This window comes from Achromobacter sp. JD417 (genome assembly GCF_041879325.1).
In the GTDB taxonomy this organism is placed as follows: domain Bacteria; phylum Pseudomonadota; class Gammaproteobacteria; order Burkholderiales; family Burkholderiaceae_B; genus Achromobacter; species Achromobacter mucicolens.
In genome coordinates, this window is sequence record NZ_CP087159.1 from 2,728,464 (window position 1) to 2,745,693 (window position 17,230).

The 17,230-nt window shown below is 66.5% G+C and carries 18 protein-coding genes; 17 read left to right on the plus strand and 1 reads right to left on the minus strand.

The genetic code is table 11. The annotated features are described in order from the left end of the window. The first annotated feature begins 77 nt into the window (after nucleotides 1–77). From LN047_RS12585 to LN047_RS12665, 17 genes are all read left to right on the plus strand, one after another. A complete protein-coding gene (locus LN047_RS12585) occupies nucleotides 78–2,993 on the plus strand; it encodes a monovalent cation/H+ antiporter subunit A (RefSeq protein WP_056317313.1) in 2,916 nt (971 codons plus the stop codon). Beyond that, entirely contained in the window at nucleotides 2,993–3,337 is a 345-nt protein-coding gene (locus LN047_RS12590) for a Na+/H+ antiporter subunit C (protein ID WP_056317316.1), read from the plus strand. Before LN047_RS12585 ends, LN047_RS12590 begins: the two co-directional genes overlap by 1 nt. Continuing rightward, on the plus strand, nucleotides 3,334–4,965 hold the full coding sequence (locus tag LN047_RS12595) for a monovalent cation/H+ antiporter subunit D (RefSeq protein WP_262760095.1): 1,632 nt from the start codon (nucleotides 3,334–3,336) through the stop codon (nucleotides 4,963–4,965). Before LN047_RS12590 ends, LN047_RS12595 begins: the two co-directional genes overlap by 4 nt. After that, on the plus strand, nucleotides 4,965–5,447 hold the full coding sequence (locus LN047_RS12600; protein ID WP_262760096.1) for a Na+/H+ antiporter subunit E: 483 nt from the start codon (nucleotides 4,965–4,967) through the stop codon (nucleotides 5,445–5,447). Before LN047_RS12595 ends, LN047_RS12600 begins: the two co-directional genes overlap by 1 nt. Further along, complete coding sequence (locus tag LN047_RS12605; protein ID WP_373981912.1) at nucleotides 5,444–5,725, plus strand: K+/H+ antiporter subunit F; 282 nt, start codon at nucleotides 5,444–5,446, stop codon at nucleotides 5,723–5,725. Before LN047_RS12600 ends, LN047_RS12605 begins: the two co-directional genes overlap by 4 nt. After that, entirely contained in the window at nucleotides 5,722–6,063 is a 342-nt protein-coding gene (gene mnhG, locus LN047_RS12610) for a monovalent cation/H(+) antiporter subunit G (protein WP_056317327.1), read from the plus strand. Before LN047_RS12605 ends, mnhG begins: the two co-directional genes overlap by 4 nt. Nucleotides 6,064–6,220: 157 nt before the next feature. Further along, nucleotides 6,221–6,790, plus strand: a complete 570-nt coding sequence (locus LN047_RS12615) for a hypothetical protein (protein ID WP_373981913.1) — start codon at nucleotides 6,221–6,223, stop codon at nucleotides 6,788–6,790. A 94-nt stretch (nucleotides 6,791–6,884) separates the two neighbouring features. Further along, on the plus strand, nucleotides 6,885–7,733 hold the full coding sequence (locus tag LN047_RS12620; protein ID WP_056317330.1) for an HAD family hydrolase: 849 nt from the start codon (nucleotides 6,885–6,887) through the stop codon (nucleotides 7,731–7,733). A gap of 61 nt (nucleotides 7,734–7,794) precedes the next feature. After that, on the plus strand, nucleotides 7,795–8,244 hold the full coding sequence (tadA, locus tag LN047_RS12625; protein ID WP_062841205.1) for a tRNA adenosine(34) deaminase TadA: 450 nt from the start codon (nucleotides 7,795–7,797) through the stop codon (nucleotides 8,242–8,244). Then, nucleotides 8,241–9,302, plus strand: a complete 1,062-nt coding sequence (locus tag LN047_RS12630) for an LD-carboxypeptidase (RefSeq protein WP_373981914.1) — start codon at nucleotides 8,241–8,243, stop codon at nucleotides 9,300–9,302. Before tadA ends, LN047_RS12630 begins: the two co-directional genes overlap by 4 nt. 136 nt (nucleotides 9,303–9,438) lie before the next feature. After that, entirely contained in the window at nucleotides 9,439–11,043 is a 1,605-nt protein-coding gene (locus LN047_RS12635; RefSeq protein WP_373981915.1) for an ABC-F family ATPase, read from the plus strand. A gap of 194 nt (nucleotides 11,044–11,237) precedes the next feature. Further along, entirely contained in the window at nucleotides 11,238–12,455 is a 1,218-nt protein-coding gene (locus tag LN047_RS12640; protein WP_373981916.1) for an MFS transporter, read from the plus strand. A 105-nt stretch (nucleotides 12,456–12,560) separates the two neighbouring features. Further along, nucleotides 12,561–13,331 (plus strand): ABC transporter ATP-binding protein, encoded by a 771-nt coding sequence (locus LN047_RS12645; protein WP_062841186.1) that lies wholly within the window; start codon nucleotides 12,561–12,563, stop codon nucleotides 13,329–13,331. Nucleotides 13,332–13,398: 67 nt separating this feature from the next. Then, entirely contained in the window at nucleotides 13,399–14,397 is a 999-nt protein-coding gene (locus tag LN047_RS12650) for an ABC transporter substrate-binding protein (protein WP_056317339.1), read from the plus strand. Further along, a complete protein-coding gene (locus LN047_RS12655) occupies nucleotides 14,394–15,167 on the plus strand; it encodes an ABC transporter permease (protein ID WP_373981917.1) in 774 nt (257 codons plus the stop codon). The genes LN047_RS12650 and LN047_RS12655 overlap by 4 nt, the downstream gene beginning before the upstream one ends. Nucleotides 15,168–15,183: 16 nt before the next feature. Continuing rightward, the gene (locus LN047_RS12660; protein WP_373981918.1) at nucleotides 15,184–16,002 is read left to right on the plus strand and encodes a transporter substrate-binding domain-containing protein; all 819 of its coding nucleotides are present in this window, start codon (nucleotides 15,184–15,186) and stop codon (nucleotides 16,000–16,002) included. 78 nt (nucleotides 16,003–16,080) lie between these two features. Beyond that, complete coding sequence (locus LN047_RS12665) at nucleotides 16,081–16,668, plus strand: YigZ family protein (RefSeq protein ID WP_373981919.1); 588 nt, start codon at nucleotides 16,081–16,083, stop codon at nucleotides 16,666–16,668. Between the two features lie 108 nt (nucleotides 16,669–16,776). Here LN047_RS12665 and LN047_RS12670 read toward each other — a convergent pair whose 3' ends face one another. Next, entirely contained in the window at nucleotides 16,777–17,151 is a 375-nt protein-coding gene (locus tag LN047_RS12670; RefSeq protein ID WP_006388150.1) for a co-chaperone YbbN, read from the minus strand. Nucleotides 17,152–17,230 lie beyond the last annotated feature (79 nt).

Here is a 17,230-nt window from a genome sequence, read left to right on the forward strand (position 1 = left end):
GTTTTTCAATCCCCGGTCTGTTTCGTCTCTCGCTGCCTTGCGCTGGCGGGAGGGGGCCCGGACATTTTCGGAACGCCATGTCGCTGATCCTGATCCTCGCTCTGCCGTTCGCCGGCAGCCTGTGCGCCGCGCTGCTGCCTTCCAACGCCCGCAACGCCGAGGCGTGGCTGGCTGGCCTCATCGCCCTCGTCTGCGTGGTTCTGATCGCGACCCTGTATCCCGACGTCGCCAACGGCGGCGTCATACGGGCCGACATACCTTGGGCGCCCGCCCTCGGACTGCAATTCACCCTGCGCATGGACGGCTACGCCTGGCTGTTCGCGCTGATCGTCTCGGGCATGGGCGCGCTGGTGGTGCTGTATGCGCGCTACTACATGTCGCCCGAAGACCCGGTGCCGCGTTTCTTTTCCTTCTTTCAAGCCTTCATGGCCGCCATGCTGGGCGTGGTGCTCTCGGGCAACCTGATCCAGCTTGTGCTGTTCTGGGAAATGACCAGCCTGGCGTCCTTCATGCTGATCGCCTACTGGCACCACCGCCTGGACGCGCGCCGGGGCGCCCGCATGGCGCTGACGGTCACCGGGGCGGGCGGGCTCTGTTTGCTGGCCGGGGTGCTGATCCTGGGCCACATCGTCGGCAGCTACGACATGGACCGCGTCCTGGCGTCGGGCGACCTGGTCCGGGCCGACCCCTGGTATCCGGCCGTGCTGGTGCTGGTGGCGCTGGGCGCGCTGACCAAAAGCGCGCAGTTCCCGTTCCATTTCTGGCTGCCCAACGCCATGGCCGCGCCCACGCCGGTGTCGGCCTATCTGCACTCGGCAACGATGGTCAAGGCGGGCGTCTTCCTGCTGGCGCGCTTCTGGCCCGTGCTGTCGGGCACGGACGAATGGTTCTGGATCATCGGCGGCCTTGGGCTCATCACCCTGGTGCTGGGCGCTTACGCAGCCATTTTCCAGCAGGACATGAAAGGGGTGCTGGCCTATTCCACGATCAGCCACCTGGGCCTCATCACGCTGCTGCTGGGCCTGAACAGCACCCTGGCGCTGGTGGCGGCCATCTTCCACATGATCAACCACGCCACGTTCAAGGCGTCGCTCTTCATGGCGGCGGGCGTGGTCGACCACGAAACCGGCACCCGCGACCTGGGCAGGCTGTCCGGTCTGTACAAGGCGATGCCCATCACCGCCACGCTGGCGATGGTGGCCGCCGCCTCGATGGCGGGCGTGCCGCTGCTGAACGGCTTCCTGTCCAAGGAAATGTTTTTTGCCGAGACCACCTTCGTCAGCGCCGACCGCTACGTGCAGCTTGGCCTGCCGCTCTTGGCCACGATTGCCGGCGCGTTCAGCGTGGCGTACTCGCTGCGCTTCATCCTGCAGGTGTTCTTCGGCCCGCCGGCCACCGACCTGCCGCGCGAACCGCACGAACCGCCGCGCTGGATGCTGCTGCCCAGCGCGCTGCTGGTCCTCATGTGCCTGCTGGTCGGCATCGTTCCCAGCTTGACCGTGGGCCCGTTCCTGGCCACCGCTGCGCAAAGCATCCTGGGCGAAAACATGCCCGATTACAGCCTGGCCGTCTGGCATGGCTTCAATCTGCCGCTCGCCATGAGCCTGGTCGCCACCACGGCGGGCGTGCTGCTGTACCTGGCCCTGCGTGCTCATCAGCGCGCCAATCCGGGCCGCGTGCCGTTCATCTACCGCCTGGACGGCCGCCGCACGTTCGAGGCGCTGCTGGACGGTTCCAGCGTTGCCGCCGCGTGGCTGTTGCGCTGGGTGTCGTCCACGCGCCTGCAGGTGCAGATGGTGCTGATCGTGGTCGGCACGCTGTTCGTTGCGTGGCTGCCGCTGCGCGCGGGCGGCTGGCTGGACGGCGCCGTGCGCCTGACGCCCGTCGACCCGGTGTTCGCATTGCTGTGGATCGTGGGCGGCACGTGCGCGCTGGCCGCCGCGTTCCAGGCCAAGTACCACCGCCTGGCCTCGCTGGCGCTGGCCGGCGGGGCAGGGCTCATCACCTGCCTGACCTTTGTCTGGTTCTCGGCGCCCGATCTGGCTCTGACCCAGTTGTCCGTCGAAGTCGTGACGCTGGTGCTGCTGCTCCTGGGCCTGCGCTGGCTGCCGCGGCGCATCGTGCAGGACGACGAAGAAAGCCTGAAGGCCACGCTGATGGCGCGCGGGCGCCGCCTGCGCGACCTGCTGCTGGCGGTGGCGGCCGGCACGGGCATGTCGGCGCTGGCCTATTCGGTGCTGGCGCGGCCCCAGACCAATCCCATTTCGTCCTACTTCGTGGACCGGGCGCTGCCCGACGGTGGCGGCACCAATGTGGTCAACGTGATCCTCGTGGACTTCCGCGGGTTCGATACGTTTGGCGAAATCACCGTGCTGGGCATCGTGGCGCTGACCGTCTACGCGCTGCTGCGCCGGTTCCGCCCGGCCGCCGAGAGCGCGGACATTCCGCGCCAGCAGATGGACCAGGACGGCGGCATTCCAGACGCGCCCGACATCAAGTCGGTGGTGCCCGCCGGCTCGATGATGGTGCCGGCCGTGCTGGTGCGCCTGCTGCTGCCGGTTGCCGCGCTGATTTCCGTGTACTTCCTCTTGCGCGGCCACAATCAGCCGGGCGGCGGCTTTGTCGGCGGCCTCATCTTCGCCACCTCCGTCATCCTGCAATACATGGTGGGCGGGGTGTACTGGGTCGAATCCCGCAGCCGCCTGAATCCCCAGAACTGGATCGGCATCGGGCTGCTGTCCGCAGGTATCGCCGCCGTGAGCGCGTGGCTGGCCTACAAGCCTTTCCTCGCCGCGCTGGCCTGGGATGTCGCGCTGCCGTTGATCGGTCATGTCCACGTGTCCAGCGTGCTGCTGTTCGACCTGGGCGTCTACATGCTGGTCGTGGGATCCACCGTGCTGGTGCTGGTGGCGCTTGCCCACCAATCGCTGCGCGCGCAACGCAAGGCCGCCGCCGAACTCCAGGCGGCCGCCGCTCAAACAGGAGAAGCCTGATGGAATTGATATACGCAGCCGCGATCGGCGTGCTGGCGGGCTCGGGCGTATGGCTGCTGCTGCGGCCCCGGACGTTCCAGTTCATCATGGGCCTGTCGCTGGTCTCCTACGCGGTCAACCTTTTCATCTTCGGCATGGGCCGGCTCACGTCCGGCAAGCCGCCGGTGGTGGATCCCGCCATGGCGCATGATCCTTCCTGGTATGCGGATCCGCTGCCGCAGGCGCTGGTGCTGACCGCCATCGTCATCGGCTTTGCCACCACCGCGCTGTTCCTGGTTGTGCTGCTCGCCTCACGGGGCCTTACGGGTACCGACCACGTTGATGGACGGGAGTCCCAATCTTGAGTTTCTGGCTTCAACATCTTCCGGTTCTGCCCATCATCATTCCGCTGGTCGCGGGCGCGGCGATGCTGCTGCTCGCCGACACCAACCGCTATGCGCGCGGCGGCATCGCGCTTCTGTCGACGCTTGCCCAATTGGCGGCCGCGATTTCCCTGTTGTTCGTGGCTGGCGGCGGCGTACCTGGCGTCTGGGAAAACGGGGTAGGGGCCTACCTCGTGGGCGATTGGCCGGCGCCGTTCGGCATTGTGCTGGTGGTCGACCGTCTGGCCGCAGTCATGCTGACGCTGACGGCGGTGCTGGGACTGGCCACGCTGGTCTACGCGCTGGCGCGGTGGGACCGCGCGGGCGTGCATTTCCACTCGCTCTTCCAATTCCTGCTGATGGGCCTGAATGGCGCCTTCCTGACCGGCGACCTGTTCAACCTGTTCGTGTTCTTCGAGGTGCTGCTGGCCGCGTCCTACGGCTTGCTGCTGCATGGGTCCGGCGTGGCGCGCGTCAGCGCCGGCCTGCAGTACATCGCCGTGAATTTGGTGGCTTCGTTCCTGCTGCTCATCAGCATTGCGCTGATCTACGGCGTGACCGGCACGCTCAACATGGCCGACCTGGCCTTGCGCGCGGGCAATCTGACGGGCGCCGAGCGCATGCTGTTCGAAGCGGGCGCCGCCATCCTGGGCGTGGCGTTCCTCGTGAAGGCGGGCGCCTGGCCGCTCAACTTCTGGCTGGTCAAGGGCTATGGGTCGGCTGGCGCACCCATCGCGGCCATGTTCTCCATCATGACCAAGGTCGGCATCTACGCCTTGCTGCGCATCGGCTCGCTGCTGTTGCCCACGGGCGCGCCCGCCGCCTTCAGCCTGGACTGGATGTTTGCTGCCGGACTGGCCACGCTGCTGTTCGGCGCCCTGGGGCTGTTGGCCACCCAGCAACTGGAAAAAATGGTCGGCTACTGCGTCATCGTGTCGGCCGGCACGCTGCTGACCGCGCTGGGCATGCCGGGCGTCACTCTCACCGGTCCCGCGCTGTTCTACCTGATCAGTTCGGTGCTGACGACGGGCGCGTTTTTCCTCTTGGCCGAGCTGATCGAACGCACCCGCAGCTTCGGCGCGAACGTGCTCGCGGTTACGCTCGACGCCTTCGATCTGGATGATCCGACCTCTGTGAACCGATCGGACGACGTGGTCGGTGTGGCGATCCCCGCCGCGATGGCGTTCCTGGGCTTGGCCTTCATTTCGTGCGCCTTGCTGGTGACCGGCTTGCCGCCGCTGTCCGGCTTCGTGGCGAAGTTCTCGCTGTTGTCGGCGGCCGTCTCGGCGGCCACCGAATCGGCGCCGCCCATGGACGCCTGGATTCTTGTGGCGGCCGTGCTGGTGTCGGGCCTGGCTGGCCTGATCGGCCTGGGCCGCACCGGCATCCGTATTTTCTGGGCCAGCGACGACCGCAGCACGCCGCGCCTTCGCGTCATCGAGGCCGGCCCCGTCGCGGCGCTGGTGTTGCTTTGCGTGGCCCTGGCCGCGGGCGCCGGTCCCGTGTCCGCCTACCTGGACGACGCGGCCCGTTCGCTTGACCAGCCCGCGTCTTACATCGACGCCGTCATGTCCGCGCAGACCGTGCGCGGCGTCAAGGGAGGAAGCTGATGCGCCGTCTTTACTTCCTGATCCTGCCCACCCTGCTGTTTGTCCTGTGGCTGGTGCTCAACGAAAGCCTGTCCGCGGGGCAGATCGCGCTGGGCATCGCGCTGGCGCTGTGGTTCACGTGGGCCGCCTCGCGCCTGCGACCGCTGCGGGCGCGCCCGCGCCGCCTCTGGAAGGTGATACCGCTTTTCCTGCGCGTGACGAAGGACATCATCAAGTCCAACATCGCGGTGGCGCGGCTGATCCTGAACCCGCGCCGCAACGAATTCTCACCCGGGTTCATCCTGATCCCGCTCACCATGCGCGACCCGCATGGTCTGGCGATGCTGGCTTGCATCGTCACCTATACGCCCGGCACCGTCTGGGTGGACCTGACCGAAGACCACAGCCTGAAACTGCACGTGCTCGACCTGCAGCACGAACATGAGTGGATCGAGCTGGTGCAGCAGCGCTACGAGCGCCCGTTGATGGAGATGTTCGAATGAATTCCGTACTGTATTGGGCGGCATCCTTTGCCTTGCTTTGCTTTGCGCTGGGCATGGTGTTTGCCACCATCCGCCTGTTGCGAGGCCCCACCGCCCAGGACCGCGTCCTGGCCCTGGACACGCTGTACATCAACGGCATGCTGACGATGCTGGTGTTTGGCATCCGGTCCGGCTCGTCCGTGTACTTCGACATTGCGCTGCTGATCGCGCTGTTCGGTTTCGTGGGCTCCACGGCAATGGCGCGCTTTCTCCTGCGCGGCGAGGTCATCGAGCCATGATGGACGTCGATATCCCGCTGTGGGCCGGCATTCCGGCCTGCATCCTGCTGGTGCTGGGGGGGCTGCTGGCGGTGACCGGTTCGGCCGGCCTGCTGCGCTTTCGCACGTTCCAGTCGCGCATCCATGCGCCCACGCTGGGCAACACGATGGGTTGCGCCTGCGTGCTGGCGTCTTCCATTCTCGTCTTCTCGGCGCTGTCGGCGCGGCCCGTGTTTCACGAGGTCATCATCACGTTGCTGTTGATTGTGTCCTCGCCCGTCACGGCCATGCTGCTGATGCGCGCCGCGACCTATCGCAACCGCCTCACCAAGGCCGAGGCGGACAAAGACGCGCGCTGAATTTGGGGCGCGACCCCGATTGGCGTTGAAACGTAACCTTACGAATTCACGTCGCTGGTTATGTCCCCCATCGCCAGGTCATGGGATAGTGATGTCAGTGGGCGGCGCGGCGCAAGACCGAGCCGCCCGGGTTCAATCTCTTCTAAAGGAGCTGACCATGACTTCTGTTTCCCTGCCTACGAAGCGCCTCGCCGCCATGTTGTGCACGACCGGACTGATGCTTGCCGCCGGTGCCGCGCACGCGCAATCCGGCAATGCCGACTCGTCGCAGTCGCGCTACCAGCAGGACGTCGCGGCTTGCAAGAGCGGCACGACCGGCCAACCGCTGGATACCTGCCTGCGCGAAGCCGGCGCGGCGCGCCAGGAGCGCAACCGCCAGAATCTGCGGGACGACAGCCCTGAACAACTTCAGCAGAACATGCTGGCCCGCTGCAGCCGCTTGCCGGAAGCCCAGCGCCAGAATTGCGTCACCCAGATGACCTCGCCCAGCAATGTGCGCGGTAGCGTTCAGGGCGGCGGCGTGCTGCGCGAAACCGTGATTCAAGTGCCCGCCGGCACCGCCCCGGGCATGGCCCCGGCCCCTGGCATGGCGCCCGCACCCGGAATGGCTCCCGCCCCGGGCATGGCGCCCGCACCCGGAATGGCTCCCGCCCCGGGCATGGCGCCGGCTCCCGGCATGGCCCCCGCGCCGGGCACGGGAACCATGAGCGCGCCGATCCGCCAGTAAGTCGTCGCCGGCGTCATATCGGGCATGGCGTGAGGGCGCAGCCGCTGCCGCAATCAGGCAAAATGGCGGCTGTCGCCTTTTCTCACGCATATTCATGTCCGACGTCATCGCCCTGATTTTCGACTTCGACGACACGCTGGCTTCGGACAGCACGTCCGGCTTTCTGGACAGTATCGGCGTGGACACGGCCTCGTTCTGGAAGGAAGAGGTCGATCCCTTGCTGTTCCAGCAAGATTGGGATCCCGTCCCCGCCTATCTCTACAAGATGATCGAACTGTCCCGCCAGGGACGGCACGGGCTCATCACGCAGCAGCGCCTGAAGGACTGGGGCGCGCGCCTCGATCTGCACGACGGCGTATCCACGTTGTTCCAGCGGCTGCGCGCGGCGGTGCGCGCCGAGCATCCGCAGGTGCAGCTTGAGTTCTACCTGATTTCCAGCGGCATCGGCGACGTGGTGCGCGCCACGCCCATCGCGCATGAGTTCACCGAGATCTGGGCCTCGGAGTTCGTCTATGGCGACGATGGCGGCATTGCGTTCCCGCGGCGCGTCGTCAGTTTCACCGACAAGACCCGCTACCTTTTCCACATCCAGAAGGGCATCATCGGCCGCGATTTCCGCAACAAGCCGTTCGAGGTCAACCGCAAGATTCCTGAGGACAGGCTGCGCATCCCGTTCGACCAGATGGTCTTCGTGGGCGATGGCTACACGGACATCCCGTGCTTTTCGCTGATCCGCCGCGCGGGTGGCTTCGCTTTCGGGGTCTGGGACCCCAAGCACCGCGACAAGCGCAGCCGCGCCTGGGGCTTCATCGAGGAGGGGCGCGTGTCCAACCTGAATCAGGCCCGCTACGACGAGCAGGCCGAGCTCTATCAGTGGCTCGAAGAGGCCGTCACCAGCCTGGCCGGCCGCATTGCGCTGAAGTCGCGGGTGTACCGTGGCTGACCCGGCCGTGCTGGCCGCGCCTGCGGTGGTCCCGCCCTGGACCGAGCAGGACGCCCGATTCATGACCCTGGCGCTGGAACAGGCCCAGGCGGCGTACGACATCGGCGAGGTGCCAGTGGGCGCGCTGGTTGTTTCCGCCCAGGGCGACATCCTGGGGCGCGGCTACAACCGCACCATCATCGACCACGACCCGACCGCGCACGCCGAGATCGTCGCCTTGCGCGGGGCCGCGCGCCAGCTTGAAAACTACCGGCTGCCCGGCATCACCGTCTACGTCACGCTCGAGCCCTGCGTCATGTGCATCGGCGCCATGCTGCACGCGCGCCTGGCCCGCGTCGTGTTCGGCGCCTACGATCCCAAGACCGGCGCGTGCGGCAGCGTGCTGGACGTCGGGTCCGTGCCCAAGCTCAATCATCACACTTCAGTCACCGGCGGCGTGCTGGCCGAACCTTGCGGCGATTTGCTGCGCCGGTTCTTCCGCGAGCGCCGCGCCAAGGAATCCATCGCATGAGTACCCCCAAAGCCGCCAAGCCAGCCGCCAAGCCCGCCACCAAGGCGCGCCGCGCAAAGGCCGATGTCCCCGCGGCCCACGATCATCCGCACGATCACGGCCCGGATTGCGGCGACGCATGCGGCCATGATCACGACCACGACCACCATCACGGCCCGCAGCCGGACGCCCGCGGCATCTACCTGATTTCCCCGTCTTCCGCCGTGCGCGATCCCGCCACCGTGACGCTGGCGCGCGAACGGCTGGAGCAGCAGGGCTTCAAGACGGCGCTGGACCGCACGGCGCTGGCCGAACACCAGCGGTTCGCGGGCACGGATGCGCAGCGTCTGGCCAGCCTGACCCGCGCGGCCAAGCAGAAGCTGCCGATCGTCATGGTGACCCGCGGCGGCTACGGCCTGGGCCGGCTGCTGCATGCCATCGACTGGAAGGCAATGGCCGACAGCGGCAAGCGATTTGTCGGCATGAGCGATTTCACGGCGTTCAACCTGGGCCTGCTGGCGCAGACCGGCGCGGTCAGCTATACCGGCGCCACCGCGGTCCGGGACTTTGGCGGCAAGAAGGTTGACGACCTGACCGAGGCGCTGTTCGGCGAGGTGATGCGCGGCGAACTTGAGATCCTCAGCTTCGAAACACCGGACGCCGACCCGGTGGACGCGCGCGGCATCCTGTGGGGCGGCAACCTGGCCATGCTGACATCGCTGCTGGGCACGCCCTACATGCCGAAGATCCGCGGCGGCATCCTGTTCCTTGAAGACGTGGCCGAGCATCCGTACCGCGTCGAGCGCATGCTGATCCAGCTGTGGCAGGCCGGCATCCTGGCGCGCCAGAAGGCGATCGTGCTGGGACGTTTTACGGAATACAAGCTGGCCCCGCACGACAAGGGGTACGATCTGCACGAGGTCGTGGCCTGGCTGCGCAGGACGGTCAAGGTGCCGGTGATTACCGGCCTGCCGTACGGCCATGTCGATACCAAAGCCACCCTGCCGATCGGCCAGAAGGTCGGGATCGCCACCGAGAAGGGCCTGGCGCACCTGGTGCTGGACGAACACCATCACTAAAGCGCGATCCGGCGGCCGGCGCTCCGGCGGCCGGCGTCGGTCGCAATCGAGGTCCCAAATAGGGGCCGCACCACGTTTGCTACACTAGCAGGTTTTCCCGCATGCGCCTTCGGGCGCCTTCAAACGTACATACACCGTGATATCCACCGCCAATCTCACCATCCAGTTCGGTCCCAAGCCCCTTTTCGAGAACGTCAGCGTCAAGTTCGGGGAAGGCAACCGGTACGGGCTGATCGGGGCCAATGGGTCCGGCAAGTCTACGTTCATGAAGATCATCGGCGGCGATCTCGAACCCTCCGGCGGCAACGTCGCGCTTGAGCCGGGCGTGCGCCTGGGCAAGCTGCGCCAGGATCAGTTCGCCTTTGAAGATGTGCGCGTGCTTGATGTGGTGATGATGGGCCACACCGAAATGTGGCAGGCCATGTCCGAGCGCGACGCGATCTACGCGAACCCGGAGGCGACCGAAGACGACTACATGCGCGCCGCCGATCTGGAAGCCAAGTTCGCCGAGTACGACGGCTACACCGCCGAAGCCCGTGCTGGCGAACTGCTGCTGGGCCTGGAAATCGCCGTCGACCAGCACAACCTGCCGATGCGCGAAGTGGCGCCGGGCTGGAAGCTGCGCGTGCTGCTGGCGCAGGCGCTGTTCTCGAACCCCGACGTCCTGCTGCTGGACGAACCCACCAACAACCTGGACATCAACACGATCCGCTGGCTGGAAAACGTGCTCAACGGCTACCAGAGCACGATGATCATCATCAGCCACGATCGTCACTTCCTGAACCAGGTGTGCACGCACATGGCCGACGTGGACTACGGTGAAATCCGCATCTACGCCGGCAACTACGACGACTACATGCTGGCTTCCACCCAGGCCCGCGAACGCCTGGTCGCCAACAACGCCAAGGCCAAGGAACGCGTCGCTGAATTGCAGGACTTCGTGCGCCGCTTTGCGGCCAACAAGTCCAAGTCGCGCCAGGCCACGTCGCGCCTGAAGCAGATCGACCGCATCAAGGCCGACCAGGTCGTGGTCAAGCCCTCGTCGCGCCAGAATCCGTACATCCGCTTCGAGCAGAACAAGGTCATGCACCGCCTGGCCGTCACCGTCGAAAACCTGACCAAGGCGTACGACGCGCCGGTCATCACCAAGTTCTCGGCCATGGTCGACGCCGGCGAGAAGATCGCGATCATCGGCGCCAACGGCGTGGGCAAGACCACGCTGCTGCGCCTGCTGGCGCTGGACCTGCAGCCCGATTCGGGCACGGTCAAATGGTCGGACAATGCCGACCTCGGCTACATGGCCCAGGACGTTTCCGACCAGTTCCTGCAGACCGACATCAACCTGCTGGACTGGATGGGCGACCACCGTCAGCCGGGCGACGACGACCAGTCGATCCGTTCGGTGCTGGGCCGCCTGCTGTTCTCGGCGGACGACCTGCCCAAGGCGCCCAAGGTGCTGTCCGGCGGCGAAAAGAACCGCATGACCTTCGGCCGCCTGATGCTTGGCCGGCACAACGTCATGCTGCTAGACGAGCCCACCAACCACCTGGACATGGAATCGATCGAATCGCTGCAGTTCGCGCTGGAAAAGTACGAAGGCACGCTGGTGTTCGTGTCGCATGACCGCGAATTCGTCTCGGGCCTGGCCACGCGCGTGATCGAGATCCTGCCTTCGGGCGAGATCGTCGACTACCGCGGCGGCTACGAAGACTACCTGTCCTCGCGCGGCATCGAGGCCTGATTTCCGAACGGTTCGCCTGAAGCGGCGCACGGACTCGTGCGCCGCTTCTGCATTTGAACCCGCCCGCCTTCCGGCCTGCGGCCCGCCGCGCCAGCCGTTGCGCGGCGCGCGCATTCAGCCGTCAGCAAACCGCGCTGCGCTATCATCCGCCCCGATCCTGGCGCCTGTCCGGCCAGGCCTGCCTTTGTCCCCAAATGTCTCCCTCTCAGCATGCCGCGCCCGATGGCGCGCAGATCGGCACGTTCACCCTGACGGCCCGCATCGTAGCCATCGCCTTCTTCACCTTCATCTGCTATCTGGCCATCGGCCTGCCGCTGGCCGTGCTGCCGGGCTACGTGCACGGCAACCTGGGCTATGGCTCCGTGCTGGCGGGCCTGGCGATCAGCGTGCAGTATGTGGCGACCTTGCTCAGCCGCTCGCACGCGGGCCGGATGGCCGACATGGTCGGCCCCAAGCAGACCGTCGTCATCGGCATGGCCGCCTGCGCGATCAGTGGCGTCTTCCTGCTGCTGGCTTATGCTTTCGAGCGCACGGCCTGGCTGAGTCTGGCGGCCATCATCCTGAGCCGTCTGGCGCTGGGCTTCGGCGAGAGCTGGGTGGGCACCGGTTCGGCCACCTGGGCCATTGCGCGGGTAGGGCCGCTGCACACGGCACGCGTCATTTCGTGGAATGGCATCGCCACCTATGGTGCGCTGGCGCTCGGCGCGCCGCTGGGCGTGCAGCTTGAAAAGCACTGGAGCATGGGCGCGCTGGGCGGTGCCGTGCTGCTGCTGGGGCTGGCGGGTCTGGGTCTGGCCGTGGTGCGTCCTGCCGTGGCCATCGTGGGCGGCCACCGGATGGCCTTCAAGAGCGTGGTGCTGCGGGTGTTGCCGCACGGCATGGCGCTGGGCCTGGGGTCGGTGGGCTTTGGCACGTTGGCGGCATTTGTCGCGCTGTATTACGCCAGCGCCTCCTGGGAGGGCGCCGCGAACGCGCTCAGCGCATTCGGCGGCGCATTCATCGGCGTGCGGCTGCTGTTTGCCGGCACGATCACCCGTTTTGGCGGCTTCCGGGTCGCGCAGGTGTCATTCGTGGTGGAGGCCGCCGGGTTGTTGCTGCTGTGGCTGGCGCCCAACCCAGGCATGGCGCTGCTGGGCGCCGCGCTTACCGGCAGCGGCTTTGCGCTGGTGTTTCCGGCCATCGGCGTCGAAGCCGTGGCGCGCGTCCCGGCCGGCAGCCGCGGCGCCGCGCTGGGCGCCTACTCGGCCTTCCTGGATCTCGCCTTGGGCGTGACCGGTCCGATCGCCGGCTACATCTCCAGCGGATTCGGCTATCCGGCGATCTTCCTGGCGGCCTCCCTGTCGGTCACGATGGGCTTGCTGATTGCGTTCGGATTGCAGCGTGCCGCCACGCGTGGAGAGGCGGCGGTCTGATCTTTATTACCGGAAGAAGTAAAGACATTCGATATTGATCGTTTGGATTCATATAACGAATTGTTAGATTTGAGGCTCGTTTTCTCGCGCCCTGACGATTCGTCCATGAACCTTATTTTCGACAACGTCCACAAGCAGTTCGGCGACTTGCCTGTCGTCGACGGCTTTACCAGTGAATTCAAGACCGGCGAGCTGGTCGCGCTGGTCGGCCCGTCTGGCTGCGGCAAGTCCACCTTGCTGCATCTGGCGGCAGGGCTTGAAATGCCCACGCAGGGCAGCGTGCTGGCCGACGGCACTAAGGTCGCCGGTCCCCATCCCAGCCGCACGCTGGTGTTCCAGGAACACGCCCTGTATCCCTGGCTGACCCTGGAAGACAACGTGGCGCTGGCGCTGGAATTCCAGAACACGCCCAAGAAGCGCGCCCGCGAGGCGGCGCGCGAATGGCTGGCGCGCGTCAGCCTGGCGGGCTTCGAACACTACTATCCCCATCAGGTATCCGGCGGCATGCGCCAGCGCGCCGCGCTGGCCCGCGCGTTCATCGCGCAGCCGCAGACCATGCTGATGGACGAACCCTTCGGCGCGCTGGACGCGCTGACCCGCCTGGCCCTGCAGGACGTGCTGCGCCAGCTTATCGCGCAGGAAAAGCCCACCGTGCTGCTGGTGACCCACGATGTCGACGAGGCCCTGTTCCTGGCCGACCGCATCGTCGTCTTCAGCCCGCGCCCGGCGCGGGTGCTGCGCGAGTTCAACCTGGCGCATCGCGCCAAGACGCACGACCTGTCCGACCTGGCCGCTGAAAAGCGCGAGATCCTGCGCCTCTTGGGCATCGGGGTCGGTGGCGCGGACGCGCACTCGGACATCGCGCTGGCGGCTTGATCCTTCATACCAATACCCTGCGGCCACGCCCGGGCGCGGCCGCTTCCTGAATTTCCTGGAGCTCCTGATGAAACTGAAGCAATGGTTGTCCCTGCCGCTGGCCGCGGCGCTGCTGGCGGCTGCGCCCGCGATGGCCGCCGAAAAATTCCGCGTGGGTTACCTGCGCGTGATGGATGACGCGCAGGCCATCGTCGCGCAAGAGGGCGGCTATTACAAAAAGGCCGGCCTGGATTCCGAACTCATTGAATTCAAATCGGGCACCGACCTCATCAAGGCCATCGTCGGCGGCCAGCTCGACATCGGCGTGCTGGGCTTTACCAACGCGGTCGCCTGGGCGTCCAAGGGCGCGGACTTGAAGGTGGTGGGCGGCGCGCAGCAGGGCTATCACTCGCTGATCGTGCGCGACGATTCGGGCATCAAGGACATCGCCGGCCTGAAGGGCAAGACGCTGGCCTCGCAGGCCGAAGGCAGCACCGCTGACGTGGTGCTCAAGGGCGTCGTGCTCAAGTCGGGCAACCTGACGGCCGACGACGTCAACGTCATGGGTGTGAGCCCGGCCGTGGCCGTGCAGTCGCTGGTGGGCAAGCGCGTGGACGCCGCCTTCCTGTTCGAACCCTACGACCGCATCGCGCAGCTGATCGCGCCGGTCAAGCAGATCTATGAAGTGGGCGAGGCGTGGCCGTTCCCGTGCATGGTCGTGATCACGTCGGGCGAAACGCTGGCCAAGCGCAAGGACGACGTCTGGAAGGCGCTGGACGCGCAGAATCAGGCCATCACGCTGCTGCAGAAGGAACCCGCGCAGGCTTCCAAGCTGATCGCGTCCTACTTCATCGCCGAACCCACGCTCAAGACGCTGAACCGTGGCGAGCTGCCGCGCGAAACGGTCATTTCCGAAGCCATCAGCACGCAGGTGTTCACGCCCAAGCTGACCGAGAAAGACACGGCGCGCATGCAGGAAATCGCTGACATCCTGCAAGCCCAGGGATCGCTCAAGACGCGCGACGGCAAGCCGTACGACGTCTCCAGCATCGTCGACCTGTCCTGGCAAGAGGCTCGCAAGCTTTGAGCGCGTCTACCCGAGTGACCGGCGCCCGCAAGCATCTTGCGGGCGTTTTGGGCGTCCTGTTCATTCTGGCCATCTGGCAATTGGCGGCCTTCGCGCTGCCCGACTTCCTGATGCCCGGCGTGCTCGCCGTGGTCGAACGTCTGTTCGAAGACCTGGGCAAGCAGTCGTTCCACCAAAGCCTCCTGGGCACGCTGGGACGCCTGGGCGCGGGTTACGGGCTGGCCCTGGCCGCTGGTGTCGGCTTCGGCCTCGTGGCAGCCGTGCTGTTCTTCTTTCGCGAAGTCCTGCGCAGCGCCATCGTCATCCTGCAGTCGATTCCGTCTATCGCGTGGGTGCCGCTGTTTCTCATCGTGATGGGCTTTGGCAATACGCCCATCATCGTGGTCGTGGCGCTGGCGGCGTTTTTCCCGGCCGCGCTCAGCGTGATGAACGCGACCGAATCCGTGCAGCGCGTGCACGTCTCGGCGGCGCGCGTCATGGGCGCGACCCGCTGGGGGCTGATCAAGCGGGTGTATCTGCCCGCGGTCATGCCCGAGCTCATCACCGGCGCGCAACTGGCGTTCGGCAATGCCTGGCGGGCGCTGATCTCGGCTGAAATGCTGATCGGCTTCGGCAAGGGGCTGGGCCGGTCGCTGGCGTATTCGGGCGAAATCGCCGACATGACCGGGGTCATGACCAACATCCTCGTCATCGCCGTGCTGGCCGCCCTGATCGACCAGTTTGTGCTTGAAAACCTCAAGCATCGCCTGCTGCGTTACCAGTACGTCTAAGGTCGCAAAGCCCGTCATGTTGTCCTGCATCCGCCCATTCGTCCTTGCCGCCGGCCTGCTGGCCGCGGGCTTGGCGCAAGCTCAGCCCGCGGTGCAGTCCAATGTCTTCGCGGCGGCCAGCACGCGCGGCGAACTGGTCGTGGGCGTGCCGTACCTGGCTCCGCCACCCGCCGCGGGCGCCAAGATCCGCACGCCGGAAGGCCTGGATGCGGCCATCACCGAAAGGCTGGGCGCAAGCCTGAAACTGCCCGTGCGTCTGGTGCAGGTGCCGGCAGGGGACGCCGCCCGCGCGCTCGCCGCCGGCGACGTGGATCTGGTGCTGGCCGACACTGCCGACGGACAGCCGCAGACCGTCGCGGTACAAGCCACCGGCTATGCCGCGCGGCCCAAGGCGGTGATCCGCAGCGACACGCGGCTGCGCAAGCCCGCCGACGTGCAGGGCCGCAGCGTGTGCATGGCCGAGGCGGCCACGCAGGCCAAAGCCCTGGCGCAAAGCTGGGGCGCGGCGGTCAAGACCTATCGCGTGCCGTCGGACGCGCTGGTTGCCGTGCGCGAAGGCGAGTGCGACATTGGACTGGTCGACGATGCCGTGTGGGAGCCCCTCATGCGCTTTCCGGAGTGGAAGAAATTCTCCTCGACGCTTGCCGCGGATGGCGCCCGCCAGGAGCGCGTGTGGCTTCTGCCCGCTCAGGACAACGCTTCTCGCGCCTGGCTCGGCCAGGAGATGCGCGCCTGGGACCGCGCCGGCGCGTGGAAGGCCATGACCACGAAATGGGCGCGCGACGTCGCCTTCGACGTCTATCTGGACCAGGAAGTCCCCGACTGCCACGGCTGATGCCGCGGCGTGGCCACTGCGCGCGGCCACGCCGCCCGGGCATGCGGATACGCAATCCGCGCACTTACAATGCCGGGCATGACGCAAACGTTGACCGCGCCCTGCACCTACCAGGAAGACATCAAGAAAAGCCGCTTTGCCGCGTATGCCGCACCGGTCGCCACGATCGACGACGCCATGCGCTTCTTTGCCGAGCATAGCGATCCCGAGGCCACGCACAACTGCTGGGCGTACCGCATCGGACAGGAATACCGCTTCAATGACGATGGCGAGCCCGGCGGCACGGCCGGCCGGCCGATCCTGCAAGCCATCGAAGGCCAGGACATGGACCGCGTCGCGGTGCTGGTGGTCCGCTGGTATGGCGGAATCAAGCTCGGTGCGGGCGGACTGGTGCGGGCTTACGGCGGATGCGCGGCCAATTGCCTGCGGTTGGGAGAGCGCACCGAAATCGTCGACCTTGCGACCGTGCGCTGCGCCTGCGGCTTTGCGGAAATGGCGCTGCTGAAATCGCGGCTGGCGCAGGCAGGCGCCGCCATCGGGCAGGAAGACTACAACGCCGATGGCGTCGTGCTCACGTTCACGGTGCCGCGCGCGGCCGTGCCGGACCTGGAAGTTACCGCGGCCAACATCACGCGCGGCCGGTCCGGGTGGGAAGTGGTGTCCTAGCCCGGCCGCGCGCGTGGGCGCAGGCCGGGATGCGCCACGGCTAGCGCAACGGTGCGACTGCACTGACCTGGTGCAAAAGGAAGGGGCCCGGTGAGGGCCCCTTGGTGTTTACGCGTCCTGGCTGTCTTGCGCCGCGGCGATTTCTTGATGGACCTTTTCCATGTCCACTTCCTTGATCTTGGCGAGCAGCTCATTGAGCTGGCCGCCGGACAAGGCGCCCGGTTGCGAGAACAGCAGAACCTTTTCGCGGAAGACCATCAGCGTGGGAATCGAGCGGATGCCCAGCGCGCCGGCCAGTTCCTGCTCCACATCGGTGTTCACCTTGGCGAACGTGACGTCCGGATGCTCGGTGGCAGCCTGTTCGAAGACCGGGGCAAAGCCGCGGCACGGGCCGCACCAGGGCGCCCAGAAATCGACGATCAGGGTGCCGTCGGGCGTGATGGCTTCCTGGAAGCTGTCTTTGGTGAGTTCAACAATACTCATGTGGAATCCTTGCCGCGGGGCGGCGAAAAGCAGTGGCTGAAAACGCCGGTTTCCGTCCCGGCGTATTGCGGCGACGCGT